16 protein-coding genes (1 of these 16 only partly in view) are annotated in these 15,112 nt (G+C 50.3%); all 16 read left to right on the forward strand.

What is annotated here, in order from left to right; translation table 11 throughout:
- Nucleotides 1–1,320, forward strand: a complete 1,320-nt coding sequence (secY, locus tag TPANIC_RS01035) for a preprotein translocase subunit SecY (protein ID WP_014342781.1) — start codon at nt 1–3, stop codon at nt 1,318–1,320.
- A 38-nt stretch (nt 1,321–1,358) separates the two neighbouring features.
- Nucleotides 1,359–1,472: a 50S ribosomal protein L36 gene (gene rpmJ, locus TPANIC_RS01040; protein WP_010881657.1), complete on the forward strand. Its 114-nt coding sequence runs from the start codon at nt 1,359–1,361 to the stop codon at nt 1,470–1,472.
- Between the two features lie 15 nt (nt 1,473–1,487).
- Nucleotides 1,488–1,853, forward strand: a complete 366-nt coding sequence (gene rpsM / locus TPANIC_RS01045; RefSeq protein WP_010881658.1) for a 30S ribosomal protein S13 — start codon at nt 1,488–1,490, stop codon at nt 1,851–1,853.
- Nucleotides 1,854–1,870: 17 nt separating this feature from the next.
- Nucleotides 1,871–2,251, forward strand: coding sequence for a 30S ribosomal protein S11 (rpsK, locus tag TPANIC_RS01050; RefSeq protein ID WP_010881659.1), 381 nt, complete (start codon nt 1,871–1,873; stop codon nt 2,249–2,251).
- Nucleotides 2,252–2,265: 14 nt separating this feature from the next.
- A complete protein-coding gene (gene rpoA, locus TPANIC_RS01055) occupies nt 2,266–3,321 on the forward strand; it encodes a DNA-directed RNA polymerase subunit alpha (protein WP_010881660.1) in 1,056 nt (351 codons plus the stop codon).
- Nucleotides 3,311–3,805, forward strand: coding sequence for a 50S ribosomal protein L17 (gene rplQ, locus TPANIC_RS01060; RefSeq protein ID WP_010881661.1), 495 nt, complete (start codon nt 3,311–3,313; stop codon nt 3,803–3,805). Before rpoA ends, rplQ begins: the two co-directional genes overlap by 11 nt.
- Before the next feature lie 23 nt (nt 3,806–3,828).
- The gene (locus tag TPANIC_RS01065) at nt 3,829–4,026 is read left to right on the forward strand and encodes a hypothetical protein (protein ID WP_010881662.1); all 198 of its coding nucleotides are present in this window, start codon (nt 3,829–3,831) and stop codon (nt 4,024–4,026) included.
- A 205-nt stretch (nt 4,027–4,231) separates the two neighbouring features.
- Nucleotides 4,232–4,894: a nucleotide exchange factor GrpE gene (locus TPANIC_RS01070; protein ID WP_010881663.1), complete on the forward strand. Its 663-nt coding sequence runs from the start codon at nt 4,232–4,234 to the stop codon at nt 4,892–4,894.
- A 115-nt stretch (nt 4,895–5,009) separates the two neighbouring features.
- On the forward strand, nt 5,010–6,917 hold the full coding sequence (gene dnaK / locus TPANIC_RS01075) for a molecular chaperone DnaK (RefSeq protein WP_010881664.1): 1,908 nt from the start codon (nt 5,010–5,012) through the stop codon (nt 6,915–6,917).
- 246 nt (nt 6,918–7,163) lie between these two features.
- Entirely contained in the window at nt 7,164–8,288 is a 1,125-nt protein-coding gene (dnaJ, locus tag TPANIC_RS01080) for a molecular chaperone DnaJ (RefSeq protein WP_014342326.1), read from the forward strand.
- Between the two features lie 176 nt (nt 8,289–8,464).
- The gene (locus TPANIC_RS01085; RefSeq protein ID WP_010881666.1) at nt 8,465–9,934 is read left to right on the forward strand and encodes a PP2C family protein-serine/threonine phosphatase; all 1,470 of its coding nucleotides are present in this window, start codon (nt 8,465–8,467) and stop codon (nt 9,932–9,934) included.
- Nucleotides 9,935–9,937: 3 nt separating this feature from the next.
- Entirely contained in the window at nt 9,938–12,085 is a 2,148-nt protein-coding gene (locus TPANIC_RS01090; RefSeq protein WP_010881667.1) for a PP2C family protein-serine/threonine phosphatase, read from the forward strand.
- Between the two features lie 28 nt (nt 12,086–12,113).
- Nucleotides 12,114–12,440 (forward strand): STAS domain-containing protein, encoded by a 327-nt coding sequence (locus tag TPANIC_RS01095; RefSeq protein ID WP_010881668.1) that lies wholly within the window; start codon nt 12,114–12,116, stop codon nt 12,438–12,440.
- The gene (locus tag TPANIC_RS01100) at nt 12,427–13,224 is read left to right on the forward strand and encodes a M15 family metallopeptidase (protein ID WP_014342782.1); all 798 of its coding nucleotides are present in this window, start codon (nt 12,427–12,429) and stop codon (nt 13,222–13,224) included. The genes TPANIC_RS01095 and TPANIC_RS01100 overlap by 14 nt, the downstream gene beginning before the upstream one ends.
- A 24-nt stretch (nt 13,225–13,248) precedes the next feature.
- Nucleotides 13,249–13,680: a hypothetical protein gene (locus TPANIC_RS01105; RefSeq protein ID WP_237249927.1), complete on the forward strand. Its 432-nt coding sequence runs from the start codon at nt 13,249–13,251 to the stop codon at nt 13,678–13,680.
- 136 nt (nt 13,681–13,816) lie between these two features.
- Nucleotides 13,817–15,112, forward strand: partial view of an aminotransferase class I/II-fold pyridoxal phosphate-dependent enzyme gene (locus TPANIC_RS01110; protein ID WP_014342329.1) — the 5' portion only. It continues 144 nt past the right edge of the window; the window shows 1,296 of its 1,440 coding nt (coding positions 1–1,296); its start codon is at nt 13,817–13,819; the stop codon falls past the right edge of the window.

Consider the following 15,112-nt stretch of genomic DNA (forward strand, 5'->3'; position numbering starts at 1 on the left):
ATGAAACAGGGTGTTTTTGCAGCGGTGTTCCGGATAAGGGAGCTGCGTGCGCGTATCTTTTTCACGCTTAGCGTGTTGACGGTGTTTCGCTTTGGCTCGGTGCTGACAGTTCCGAGTGTGGACCCGCGTGCGCTTTCTGCTTATTTCCGATCTCAGGTTCGGGGAAATGCTTTTGCAGACTACATGGATTTTTTTGTAGGCGGGGCGTTCTCGAATTTTTCAGTGTTTATGCTGGGAGTGATGCCGTACATTTCGACGCAGATTCTCATGCAGCTTTCGATGATTGTTTTTCCAAGTCTTAAGAAGGTTGTAGAAGATGTAGGGGGGAGACGTCGCGTTCAGTTTTGGACACGTGTTGCAACGGTTTTTGTGTGTCTTATACAGTCTTCTGCGGTAACCGTTTACGCAAATCAGATTCCCGGTGCCATTGTTATTCAGAGCTACGCCGTGCATCTGTTTGTCACCATGCTGACGGTGACCTCAGGGAGTATGATCACGCTTTGGCTTGGGGAACAGATCACAGCGCGAGGCATTGGTAACGGTGTGTCAATGATTATTTTTTCGGGTATTGTCGCGCGTTTGCCTCATGCGCTTGCAGAGATGTGGAGGCTGCAGCGTCTTGGCGAATTGAATATGGTGTTTGTGATCGTTGCGTTTGTGATGTTTGTAGGAATTATTGTGCTGGTGGTGTATGAGCAGCAGGGGCAACGAAAAATACCAATTCATTATGCGCGGCGTGTGGTCGGGCGGAAAATGTACGGTGGTCAGAGCACGTATATCCCTTTTAAAATAAACCCTTCGGGCGTAATTCCGATTATTTTTGCCTCATCTTTTTTGACATTTCCCCTGCAGATAGCCAGCAGTATTGGACCGAACGTGCGCTTTCTGCATCAGCTTGCGCAGTTCTTACGACCGAACAGTTGGTGGTACAACGCGTTCTATGTAGTTTTGATTGTGTTTTTTGCGTACTTCTACACGCAAGTCACCCTTAACCCGACTGAGATAGCAAAGCAGATTCGCGAGAACGGAGGTACGATTCCGGGTATTCGTGCGGATAAGACGGAAGAATATCTACAAGGGATCTTGAACCGCCTGGTACTTCCCGGTTCGTTGTATCTTGGGATGATCGCAGTGCTGCCCACCTTGATTCAAGCTGCGTTTGGGTTTCCGTCCTCTATTTCCTTACTGATGGGCGGTACTTCTCTGTTGATTCTGGTAGGGGTGGATCTAGACACTATGAGTCAGATTGAGGCGCAGTTGAAAATGCGGCAGCGTGAGGGGTTGGGAGGGCGTGGCAAAGTGCTACCGCGCAGTTTGTAGCGGGTACTTGCGAAAGGATGTATACGAGGAGTGAGTTCATGAAGATAAGGACGAGCGTAAAGGTTATTTGTGATAAGTGTAAGCTTATTAAGCGTTTCGGTATTATCCGGGTGATTTGTGTGAATCCAAAGCACAAGCAACGTCAGGGCTAAGGGGGTAGACGAGGTATGGCGCGTATTGCGGGGGTTGATCTTCCTAATAAGCATGTCAGCGTTGCGTTAACTTACATATATGGTATTTCGCGTTCATCCGCCAGGACTATTTGTGAGAAGGCCCGCATCAGTTCTGCTTGTCTGATAAACGATTTGAGTCAAGATGAGCTTGCAGTTGTCCGTGCAATTATCGATAGAGAATACAAAGTGGAAGGTCGTCTGAGAACTGAGGTTGCCTTAAATATCAAGAGGTTGATGGATATTGGGTGTTACCGAGGGCTAAGACATAGAAAGGGGCTGCCTGTTCGTGGGCAGCGCACGCGAACAAATGCGCGCACACGCAAGGGTAAGAGAAAAACCGTCGCTGGAAAGAAAAAGTAAGGGATCAGGAGGGCATTGTGGCGGTCACAAAGAAGCGTAAAGAAAAAAAGAATGTGTACGAGGGGAACGTGTATATCCAGGCGACTTTCAATAACACCATCATAACGGTTACTGACCTGCAAGGAAATGCGCTCTCCTGGGCTTCGTCCGGGGGCCTTGGGTTTAATGGGGCAAAGAAATCTACTCCTTTTGCAGCACAGACGGTCGCGGAAGCTGCGGTACAGAAAGCGCAGCAGTGCGGACTGCGTGAAGTACATGTGTTTGTCAAAGGGCCGGGTATTGGGCGTGAGTCAGCAATTAGAATGCTTGGTACCATGGGACTGAGGGTGCGTTCGATTCGCGACATCACACCCATTCCACATAACGGCTGTCGTCCGCGTAAAACTCGCCGCATCTGATAAAAGGAGTGAGCATGCCTCGTAGAAATCTTTTGAAGGGTTTTAAAAGACCTAAGGTGCTGGAGTTTCTTTCGGAGAACTCAAGCGAGTGTTATGGGAAGTTCACCGCCTCTCCTTTTGAGACTGGTTTTGGCACCACTGTTGGTAACTGTTTGCGGCGCGTCTTACTCTCTTCTATCCAGGGGTATGCGGTCACCGGGGTTCGCATCACGTCCTTTGATGCGGACGGGGTTGCGCACTTCATTTCAAGCGAGTTTGAACAGATTCCCCACGTACGGGAAGATACCCTCGAGATTCTAAATAATTTTAAGCGTCTGCGTTTTCTCCTGCCGCAGGGGGCAGAGTCTAGTACGTTCACGTATGAGTTTCGCGGCGCGGTGTCTTTGACGGGGAAGGACTTTGCTAAGAAGTTTCAACTCGAGGTTCTGTCTCAAGACCTGCTCATCATGGAAATGATGGACGGTGCGCATGTTGAAGTAGAGCTACACGTCGAATTCGGGCGTGGGTATGTACCTGCTGAATCGCACGATCGGTATGCCGATTTAGTTGGGGTTATCCCTGTTGACGCAATTTTTAGTCCCGTGTTGAGAGTCCGCTATGATATTCAGTCTTGCCGTGTAGGTCAGCGGGGGGATTACGATCAGTTATCCCTTGAAGTGTGGACAGATGGTACGGTGCGTCCCGAAGACGCGATAGCCGAGGCAGCGAAAATTATCAAGGAGCACTTTACAGTTTTTGTTAATTTTGACGAGACCGCGCTCGACCTGGAGGACGAGCCAGAAGAGGATGACCCTGCCGTTCTGGAGCTGTTGAACACGAAAATCGCTGATGTAGATTTTTCAGTGCGCGCGCGTAACTGCCTTTTAACTATGGGAATCAAGACGCTGGGGGAGTTGACAAGGATTTCTGAGCAGACACTTGCGAATACGCGTAATGTGGGTAAGAAAAGTTTAAGTGAGATACAGGGCAAGTTGCAGGAATATAACTTGCGTCTGGGTATGGCTGACTACAACCATGTGGGGGTTGTTAGTAGACTGATGCGACAGAAGGAAGAAATAGATGAGGCATAGGACCGGTTTCAACCCGCTTTCGTGTATGGCTGCGCATAGGCGTGCGCTCCGTCGCAATATGGTTACTTCTCTTTTTAAGTTTGAGCGGATCACCACGACGAAGCCGAAAGCTGCCGAGGTGCGGCGCGCGGCAGAGAGGTTAATTACGCGTTCTAAGTCTGACTCTGTGCATAACCGGCGCCAGGTGGCCCGTTTTATTTGGGATAAGGCTGTGTTGCACAAGTTATTTGCGGATATCGGACCTCGCATGCGGGAACGTGAGGGGGGGTATACGCGCATATTGAAGTTGGGCCTCAGGCAGGGGGATGCGGCACATGTGGTTGTGTTGGAATTGGTTGACTATACCTTTGAAAAAAGCCTCAAAAAACGCGCGCGTACTGATAGTGTGCCTGCAAGAAAAGGAGCTGGGAAGAAGGATGCTTCGCGCGTCAGTGGGACGGTTCCAGACGGTCAGTCTCAAAAAATAGGAAAGAAGAAAGAATAGCAGTTGGGCAATGGAGGGGTGGTATGTCGAAGGCTCATCGTGGAAAGGGGATCCGGGGTATGGTCGGTCGTGGCCGTGGCGTGTGTCCGGTGACTGGGCAGACGGGGGTAAAGCTCCTGTATGAGTGCGAGATTGATGGTAAGAAGGTCAAGGTTTCCAAGGTTGGGCGCGCGACTCTCCAGAATAGGAAGAGACGTTTGGATGCGCAGCCTGGAGCTTGATCGCGCATCCTCGTGATATGAGGTTCCGTCCCAAGGACGTTAGGTGGTTGTCCGTTTCTGTGCTTGGCAGTTACCATTGGGATGCAGGTCGCATCGTGGTCGGTGTAGTCAGACGGTAAATAGGTGTTTTCTTGACCGAGGGCGGCGTCTCTCGTTACTTTTACGGCATTACCGCGAGGGTGTTATGGCAAAAAAGGAGAAGAAAGTGTGCGGCGGCGACGTTCAGGGGCAGGGAGTTGCCTCAGGTTGTGACGAGGCCTTGGAGCGGGCAGATAGCCTTCGCGCGTCTGATCCTGTACCGGTTGAATCGGGGGAGGGTTCTGTTCCTGGGGAGCATAGTCAGGAGTTGGAGACAGGTGCCTCTGAAGAGACCCTGCGCGAGCGCGTGAATGTTTTGCAGGAGCAGTACCTGCGCAAGGCTGCCGACCTCGAAAACTACCGGAAGCGTGCGTTGCGGGAAAGGCAGGAGGCGGTGGAACACGCGTACGCGGCGCTGCTTGCCGACATCGTCGCTGTCTTGGATGACTTTGACCGTGCTATTGAAGCGGCGGATCACGCGTCGAGTACAGAGGTGGAGGCTTCATCTGCCTTCCGAGAGGGTGTTCTTATGATCCGCAAGCAGCTCTCCTCAGTGCTTGAGACAAAGTATGGTCTTGAGTATTACCCGGTGCTCGGGGAGCGCTTCGATCCAAATCTCCATGAGGCTTTGAGTATGAGTCCTTCCGCTTCTGTGCATGAGAAGATAGTAGGGGCAGAGCTACAAAAAGGATATAGGGTTAGGAACCGTATCCTCCGGCATGCCAAGGTTATGGTGCTCACTCCTGAAGAGCAGACAGAGCCCGATCGTGGGGATGGCCCTTCGGAGTGACAGGCAGGGTATGCTGAGAGGTCAGGATGGAGTTCTGGAGCACCGGTGCTAGGTAACGGCTATACTGCGCGCCCTGCAGGCAGGGCGGGTATCCTATACAGAGGAGTTGAGGGTTATGGGGAAGATTATTGGCATTGACTTGGGAACGACAAATTCATGTGTTGCGATCATGGAGGGGGGGGAGCCCGTTGTCATTCAAAATGCCGAAGGGGGAAGGACTACGCCCTCCATTATCGGTTTCACCTCTGATGGTGGACGCGTCGTCGGTCAGCCAGCAAAAAACCAAATGGTTACTAATCCGGAACATACTATCTATTCGATAAAGCGCTTTATCGGCAGTCGTTTCAATGAACTGACCGGTGAAGCAAAAAAGGTGCCCTACAAAATTGTTCCACAGGGAGACGACGTGCGCGTTGAGGTGGAGGGTAAGCTTTACTCTACGCAGGAGATCTCCGCGTTCATTTTGCAAAAAATGAAGAAGACAGCTGAGGATTATTTGGGCGAGGCAGTCACAGAGGCAGTCATTACCGTTCCGGCTTACTTTAACGATGCACAGCGTCAGGCAACCAAGGATGCGGGGAAGATAGCAGGGCTCGATGTGAAGCGTATTATTAATGAGCCGACTGCTGCGTCGCTTGCCTTTGGTTTTAACAAAGACTCTAAGAGAGAGAAGATTATTGCTGTGTATGATCTTGGGGGGGGTACCTTTGACATATCCATCTTGGAACTCGGTGACGGTGTTTTTGAAGTCAAGTCAACGAATGGGGACACTCACCTGGGGGGCGATGACTTTGATGCACGTATCGTGCAATGGCTGGAGCAGGGCTTCAAGAGTGACACGGGTATCGACTTGGGCAACGACCGCATGGCGTTGCAGCGGCTGAGAGAAGCGGCGGAGAAAGCAAAGATAGCGCTTTCTTCCTCTGCGAGTACCGAGATTAATTTGCCCTTCATTACTGCAGATGCCAATGGGCCAAAGCATCTCCAGAGGACTCTCTCTCGATCTGAGTTTGAGAAGATGACTGATGATCTTTTTGAGCGGACCAAAGAGCCTTGCCGCAAGGCGCTCAAAGACGCCGGAATTAGTGCGGACAGGATCGATGAGATTCTCTTAGTTGGTGGTTCCACGCGCATGCCCAAAGTAGCGCACGTGATCAAAGATGTCTTTGGGAAAGAAGGATCGAAGGGAGTCAATCCTGACGAGGCTGTCGCAATTGGCGCTGCAATTCAAGGAGGTATCCTCGGGGGGGACGTGAAGGATGTACTTCTCTTAGACGTTACGCCTCTTTCTCTAGGAATTGAAACAATGGGCGGGGTGTTCACTCCGCTTATCAGTCGTAATACCACCATCCCCACGCGCAAGAGTCAGGTGTTTTCCACCGCAGCTGATGGGCAGACGGCAGTTTCCATTCACGTGCTGCAGGGGGAGCGTGGCATGGCGAACCAAAACCGGACGCTCGGTAATTTTGATCTAGTAGGAATTCCCCCTGCTCCGCGGGGAGTGCCGCAAATTGAAGTGACGTTTGACATTGATGCGAATGGTATCGTGCACGTTTCTGCCAAAGACCTAGGGACGGGAAAAGAGCAGCACATCCGCATTGAAAGTTCGAGTGGTCTGAGCGAAAGTGAAATCGACCGCATGGTAAAGGAAGCCGAAGCGAATGCAGAAAGTGATAAGCGTGAGCGGGAGAAAATCGAAGCACGTAACGTGGCTGACTCCCTAATCTATCAGACGGAAAAGACGCTCAAGGAGGCGGGAGACGGGGTGAACGCTGCGGACCGCGCGCGCATAGACGAGGCGATCGCAGAGTTGAAGACGGTGCTCTCAGGCGACGACGTCGCATCGATCAAAGCGAAGACTGAGATCTTGCAGCAAGCTTCCTACAAAATTGCGGAGGAAATGTATAAACGTCAAGCAGCAGCGGGTGCCGCTGCAGGTAAGAAGAGTGATGCACCCTCTGGCAATGAGGCAGAAGGTGGTGACGTTGATTACGAGGTAGTGAAGGACGAAGATTCAAAGTAGGCATCTGGTGTTGCGGGGAGGGAATAGCCTGCGTGTAGGAGCTGTGTGATCTGACTTCCCCCAGGCCTTTTGTGATCCGGGTGTTCGCCTGATCGCCCGGGTCTTTCGGCTGTCTAGTGGGTGTTTGGATGTAGCCTGCGTAGGCGGTGCTTCAGGCGTCCTGCTTTTGTGCCGGTTTCGCGTGCACACCCTGTTTTTCTGTGTGTGCGCGCAAATGTAGACAAAGATTCTCTAGACGGGGTGATCGTGGCAAAGAAGGATTATTACGAGGTTCTCGGTATCTCAAAGACCGCGAGTGGAGAAGAAATCAAAAAGGCGTACCGGCGGCTGGCTATTCAGTTTCATCCTGACCGTAATCAGGGAAATAAAGAGGCGGAGGAACGCTTCAAGGAGGCTACCGAAGCCTATGAGGTGCTCATTGATGCACAGAAGCGTGCCGCGTACGATCGGTATGGCTTTGATGGCCTGAAGGATATGCACGGTGCGCATGGCTTTAACTCTTCGGCCTTTCAGGGGTTCGAAGATATTTTTGGGGGTGGCTTTTCTGATATCTTTGAAAATATTTTTGGGACTTCGTCTCGCCGCGGCGGTTCAGGGAACGACGGCTCGGGTGGCTCCGGGCGTGGGGCAAACTTGCGTTATGATTTGCAAATCTCTTTTGAAGAAGCAGTGTACGGGAAAAAGAGTGAGCTGCACTATGTGCGCGACGAAACGTGTATTACCTGCAAGGGTGCCGGCTCGGCCAGCGGTGGGCGTAAGATGTGTCCAGATTGCAAGGGTACGGGGCAGATTCGGCGTAGTACAGGTTTTTTCTCTATTGCGCAAAGTTGTGCGCGCTGTGGTGGTGAGGGGACGATTATCGAAAGTCCCTGTGCACGGTGTGCGGGTAGTGGCATTGAGCGTAAAAAGCAAAAAATTATCGTCAGTATTCCGGCAGGTGTAGAAGAAGGGCGGCGCATTACTATTCCCCGTCAGGGAAACGCCGGTCGCGCAGGCGGTGCCTACGGGGACCTGTACGTGTTTGTGTTTGTTCGTGCGCATGAGTATTTCGAACGTGAAGGTGCTGACCTGTACTGTGCAACTTCGATATCGGTAACCCAAGCGATTTTGGGCGCGCAGGTGACGGTGCGGGCATTAGATGGATCTGCGCAGCAGGTGCGGGTTCCGGCCGGCACGCAGGGAGGTGCGCTTTTGCGTGTTAAGGGTATGGGGGTCCCACTGGCGCGCGGGGCGGGGGATTTGTACGTAAAGGTATTGGTGCGTATTCCAACTACGCTTTCTGCACGGTCGCGTGCGCTCTTAGCGGAGATTTCTCAAGAGGAAGGGGAAAACGCCCATCCGCCGTTGCTTGAACTTTCAAGTCTCAAGTAGGCTACAGAAAGGGGCGCGTGGGGTAAAAGGATTATTCTCGCGTGCGTGGTGTTTCTTTCTCGTGTGTCGCAGGATGAGTTGGCTTCATCGTGATGGGTGCGTGTGCTATCTGAGTTTTCTTCCCACAGTTTAAAAGACAACGTGTTTTTGAAGCAGCCATACAAAGGGAACGGTAGGTGATTCGCAGAAGGCTCGCAATTGTAAAGGCAGGTTCATTCGCACTCCTGGCGCTTTTTTTTTCAATATTTTTGCGCTTTCTCAGTCCGCGGTATTCGTTTCTCGGTCGTTTCGTTTCTGCGCGCGATATGGCGCTGTTGATTTCTCGGTATGAGCATTTGCCTGAGCTTTCTTCGCGTGATCGAGCCTTGCTGGTAGGTTTCGTTTTCATGATTTTTGCGCTTGCGCTTACAGAAATCCAACGCTATGCGCACGGGCGCATCCGTCTTGTTGTCTATCGACAAACTGAAACGCGTCTTTTTGAACATTTTATTACACTGCTGCGCTTTTGCTACCGTAATGAACAACTTGTTGCTGCCTTCCAGGAGGTGCTTGAATATCGCGCCGATTGCGCAGTGCTCTTAATGGATACGATAAGTAATCGTGTTATTTACAACAGTGCTGCACGATTTGTTTCAGACACACGCACGTATGATCTTGTGCTTCATAAGTTTTCTATGGACTACACGTGGCACTGGTCAGACGGTATATATTTTTTTGATGATGATCTGTGTCTTATGTCTGACCGACGTCGGGCTCGTGGGGTATGTCTTTCCAGTGGAGAGCTGCGTCTTTTTATAGTATGTCGTTTTATCCGTGCTGTTGAGCGCGAAGTTATATCGCTCTTGTTCAAAGAGTTTGAAGAGTATTTAAATCGAAAGAGGAACATGAGCACTTTGTTGTTGTACTCCCATGTATCCCAGGAATGGGCAATGATGGCGCGTGTACAGCGCGCACTTTTGCCTAAGGCGCTCCCACATACCAAGGAAATATGCGTCGGGGCATTCTATCAGCCACTGGTTAATGTATCTGGGGATTATTACGACGTTATTTCAATTGATGAACACCTGTTTTTATTTGTAATTGGAGATGTTTCTGGCAAAGGTTTGGCCGCGTCGTTAGTTATGGGTGTTGTGCTCAGTACGATTCGCATCGTGGAAGACAAAAAGAATCTTCCTGAGATTTTGTATGCGGTGGACCGGGCAGTAAAGCGTATGCATCTCCACGATAAGTACACGACCTTATTCTTGGGATTAATTGACACAGCGGGTATGAATATTCGCTACATTAACGCATCGATGGAAAGTCCCCTTGTCTTTACCCAGGCGGGAGAGGCGCACGAAGTGTATCATCTTCATTCGAATTGTCCAGTTATTGGCATTGTGGATCTGCCCCCTATACAGATTCATGAGCGTACGTTGTGTCCTGGGGATGTAATGGTCATGGTATCAGACGGGGTAGTTGAAGTAGTCAATGCCCAAGGAGTAGAGCTGCGCGACGCCGATGAGTATCTTCACATATTAGAGCGCCATGTGGGTGAACACCCTGCGCAGATGGCTCAAAGTATTGCAGCTCTAGCATTGAATTTCAGTGCGGATCGCACTACCCATGACGACATGACCATTGTGACTGTGCAGGTGAAGAGGTAGGTAATGGGGTTGCTATTTTTTTCTTACCTCTTTGTCGCGGTTTTTGTTTTCGACGTATTCTGTTTAAAGTTTTACACAAGGCGCGCGTATGCACTGCTGGCAAATATAGCCTTGGTATCAGGTGTAGCCTCTTTTTTCTTGTCTTTGTCGCTCACCGCTGTCCTGTACGGTAAAATGAATATCCAGGCATTTTTATTTAAAATTGCACTGATATTTTTTACCCACGCTTCATATCTGTTTTCTGACATGGCGTATCAACTACCCTATTTTAAAAAAAATAAGAGATTTTTCTTATGTAATACGACGATTCATTTGTTTGGAATTCTCATAATCATATTTGGCATGGGTCCGTTTAAATGGAACGTTCTGGTGAGTTTTAAATTTTACCAAAATTATTTGTTTTCTTCTGTTTCGGGTATTGTGTTATACGCGGCGCTTTTTTTTCTAATCATTCCCTGTGTTACGTTCGCAACTTTGGTGAAAAAAGCATTCATGATGAAAAGTATTGCATATCGGCAACAACTCCTGTTTCTCGCGGGGGCAGTGGCTTTGGGTTTTATCACGTGGGTTATTATCTTGTTCTTGTTTGCGGTTTTTCCCTGGGTGTTTGTGTTTTTTCCCTTAGGAGGTGTATTTATAGTTTTATTTTCTCAGTGGGCATTTGCGTCTACTGGAATTGTTTCCTTTAAAGAAGTGGTGTTTGCGCTATCGCGTTTTGTGTTATGCACGGTGGGGTTTTCATGTACAGCAGGTTACATATCGGTATTTTGGGTGCACCGTTTTTCTACGCTTGATATGCAGTTTGTATTTGGTTTTTTTATCGTATATGCGCTGTTTGCTCTACGTGATTATGCCTTTGATGCATGTAGCGTGTTTTTTGGGGAAATTGCTGATTCTGGACAGAAGTTAGCCGCAGAGCTTCAAGCATTAGATTACACGGCAAAACCTGCGCAGGTACTCCGTACGTTTATGGACACATTGCGTATGCGCATCGCGTGTAGAGGATTGACATTTTTACTTGCTGACGAGGCAGGCGTATTCAAGACGGTGTATTCTGATTTTGAAGAGATGGCAACGCATGAGATGGAACATCAGTCGTTACAGTATTTTTTCAATCAAGATGTTCTTATGATCAGAAAATCGGATCCAGTTATTGACCATGCACGTCAGGCAATTCGGACAGATATCCTGCATTTTTTTGATATAACGCACGCCCAGATGATTGTCTTGATTCGGGAAGCTCAAAAACTTATTGGATGTCTATGTTTTGGTATGAAAAACAACGGCGTAGAATATAGCAATCATGATCAGCATGTTTTAGAAAAGTTGTATTCACACTTTGTATTGGTTTCCTATTACTTACAGAATATTGCAAAGCAAGACGTGGTTATCACGGTGGACAAAGAACTTAAAATGTCCCATCAGATTATTGAGTCAATACAACGGAAAAGGGATTTTATTCAGGATGCCTCCGTTGAGGTGGATTCAATTGCGTATTCTGCGCACCAACTTGGGGGCGATTTTGTTGATTTCATTAAACTGTCCGAGAAAAGATACCTGCTAGTTATCGGGGATGTATCGGGGAAAGGTCTGGCAGCGAGTATGTCAATGGTGATTTTGAAGTCTGTACTGAGTACCTTTCTGCGGGGACTGTGCCTGGAAGAAACGGCAGTATTTACAACCTTTATTGAGAAGATAAACCGGTTTATCAAAGACAATTTGCCGTGTGGGACTTTTTTTGCGGGTGTATTCTGTATTCTTGACCTGGCAACCCATACGCTCTACTATGCGAACTGTGGCATACCGCTCATGTCGATGTACGTCGCTTCATACAAGAACGTGGTGGAGATACAAGGCGAGGGGCGCGTGCTGGGTTTTGTTAAAGATGTTATGCCCTTTTTGCGGGTGAGGAAAGTTCAACTCGGTCAGGGGGACGTGGTGGTATTTTCCACTGATGGAATGGTAGAAGTACAAAATTTGCAGCGGGAGCGCTTTGGTAACGAGCGTGTGGATAGGATTCTACAGGAAAGTCATGGTCTTCCGGTTTCTCAAATTACCCGTACTATTTATGCTCGGCTGTGTGAGTTTATGGCGCGAGATATGCAGGATGATGTAACTGTTCTGGCAATAAAGTGCCTTGGGCCTCGGTAGGAAATGAGGAAAAGTTCGGGAGCGCCGTATGGATAATATAAATATCGCCAAAGACGTTCGGCCTGGGTGCGTTTTATTAACGGTGACTGGAGCGGTCAGCTCCTATACTTACGGGGAGTTTGAGTCGCGTGTGCATGGGGCGCTCAAAGAGAATCACGTTGTTTTGGATCTCTCCGGCGTGACGGCTATGTCTTCTTCGGGATTGGGGGTGCTTATCTCTGCATACGATGAGGGACTGAAGTACCAGCGTCGTCTGTGCATTCTTAATCCTTCTGAGAGCGTACGCAGAGCGATAGAGCTGACCGGCTTCTCTGAAATGTTCACGGTAATTAAATCATTAGATGAGTTGGACTAAGTGGCGCGTTGGAACTGCGTGTGCGTATGCAGGGTACGTGTTAGTTGCTCTGGGAAATGCGGTCTCGCCGCAGGGCGTGGATCGGGTGGATCTGCATCGTGTGCGTGCTGCTGCGAAGCGCGCGGCGCTTCCTGCGCGCCTTGCTACGCGTTTGTGTGCACAGGGGAGGGAGTTTTTGCAAGAGCTCGACGCGGTACTTACCACGGAGGGGTATCTGTTGCGTTTGGTTGACAAGAAACATCCCCTGCCAGAAACGTTCGTGCCGAAGCATCTGGTGCCGGTGCGTGAGCAGTGGCTCTTTTTTTCAAAGGGGAGGTCGCTCCTTTTAACTAAGATTGCGTACGAAGCGTTACATCAGCTGATTCAGGCGGCTGCGCGTGACGGGGTGGCACTGTCCGTTGGTTCTGCCTATCGCTCTTTTGCGTATCAGAAAAAGTTGTTCTCCTGGTATGCGCAGGAGCATGGCATGCAGGAGGCTATGCGTTTTTCCGCGCGAGAAGGAACAAGTCAGCACCAGTTGGGGACGGTAGTGGATTTCGGTTCTATCACGCCGGCGTTTGCACGGAGTGATGCAGGGAGGTGGACGCAGCGCAACGCCCATCGTTTTGGATGGTCGCTGTCTTTTCCCCCTGGTTACGAGCAGGTGACGGGGTATGTATGGGAGCCGTGGCATTTCCGTTATGTAGGGGTGCGTGCGTGCGCACTCCAAAAGAAGTGGTTTGAGGATATCCAGCAATACATGCTTGGATTTATTCATGAATGGAAGGTGAACGCATCGTCGTGAGGAGACCGAATGTGGAAGCGGGGTGTGGGCGCACTATTGTGGGGTATGGTGTTGTTGCGCTCTTTTGTGGCATATGCGGATTCGCAGGCGGCTACTGGTGGGCTTTTAAAGGAAATTATGGGGGAGGTGGCATCGATCCGGCTCGAATCAAACATGCTCAAGCAGCAGTTGAGGGAACGGCACGCCGAATCGGCCGCGCTCAAAAAGGCCTTACAGACGCTCGACGTGAAATTGGAGAAGGCCGCCAAGGCCTTGGAGGAATCGGAGCACGCATTGAGCGAATCGAAAGAGTTGATAGAGACATTGAGAAGCGAATTGGAGATATTGAGGCAGCGTGTGAACGCATTGAACATGCGGTTGAGGCGTTTAGAGATCACGAATAATGTTCTTATCGGGGTTGCAGTTGTGTGCGGTGTAGCCGCTATTGGTGCAGGGATATATGCTGCGGTGAAGTGACGGTGTTTGTGTAACCATTTGCCGCAGGCGAGCTCATCCGTGTGGCTGCGCGGGCTTGTGTGCTCTGAAGTCGGGCTGTCGATTCACTGGGGTGCATAAATTGACAGGGTCAGGGGGCGTGTCTACACTGTGAGACATGGACCTCTCTGAAGGCGCGCGTGCGTTAAACGCTGCTCTTGAAGGAACGGTGGTGCACGCGCTGTTATCTCCTCTTGGTTTGCGCGCGTATTTTCCCCACGGGATTGTTGCACAGAATGCAGAGGCGCGGATGCGTGCGCCTGATATGAATGGGGCGGTTGGCATGGTTCTGCGTCATGGGGTGCCGGTGCTTCGTGATACGTTGCATGCGCTTGTTCCTGATCTTTCTTCTTCTGAAATAGTTTCCTACGCGCCGACTGCAGGTATTCCTGCGCTCCGCGAGCGCTGGGCGCGGCGTTTGTGTGCGCGTGATCCTGTGTTGTGTCCGGATGAACCGGACGTTGCAGCAATGCAGAGTGCAGCAGAGCAGGGAGAGCATTCTTGTGCGGCAGTTTTTCCAAAGATGTCGCTTCCTATCGTGTTGCCGGGACTTACGGCAGCGTTGTCCTGTGCTATGGACTTATTTGTGGGTGCAGGACAGACGGTTTTGGTGCCGGCACCGCGCTGGGAAAATTATGATCTCATGCTAGCAGTGCGTTGTGCGGCAACGCCGGTTCCCTTTTCTCTTTTTCGAGCGGGGCGCTTTGATTTGAGCGCGTGCAAGGAAGCGCTGGACGCACAGGCTTCGGATGGGGTGATAAGGTTAATTTTGAATTTCCCCCATAATCCGTCAGGTTATACCCCCACGGAAGAGGAGGCACAGCAATTATACGAGGTGGTGTATGCTTATGCTGACGCAGGGTGTGCGGTACTGGTGATTTGTGACGATGCGTATAGCGGGTTCGAGTATGAGGCGTCTTTGATGCGTGGCTCTTTTTTTGCGCGCTTTGCGCAAGCGCACAAGAATATCTGCGCGTTAAAGATAGATGGGTTAACGAAGGAAGAGTACGCATGGGGATTACGCGTGGGTTTTCTAAGCTGTGCAGGACTCGCTCTTGGTGTTTCCCAGTACCAGGCTTTTGAAAAAAAAGTCATGGGGATGATCCGTGCATCACTTTCATGTACTGCCACGCTTACGCAGACGCTTGCGCTGCGTCTGTTGGCTGAAGAGGATGAGCCTGCTGGGTTGGGTTCAGCCACGGCACGTGAGAGACACCAATTTTTTCAGTTGATGTGTGCACGCTACCGAGAGGTGCAGCGCGTGGTACGTGATCTTACCTGGAGCACAACGGAGTGTGGGGCTGCGGTACCGCTGCGTGTTGAGTTTTTGCCGTGTAATTCTGGTTATTTTACCTGTATCCGTTGCATAGGTTTTTCTGCAGAAACACTGCGCCAATATCTGCTCGAACAGTGC

This window comes from Treponema pallidum subsp. pallidum str. Nichols (assembly GCF_000410535.2).
Lineage (GTDB): Bacteria > Spirochaetota > Spirochaetia > Treponematales > Treponemataceae > Treponema > Treponema pallidum.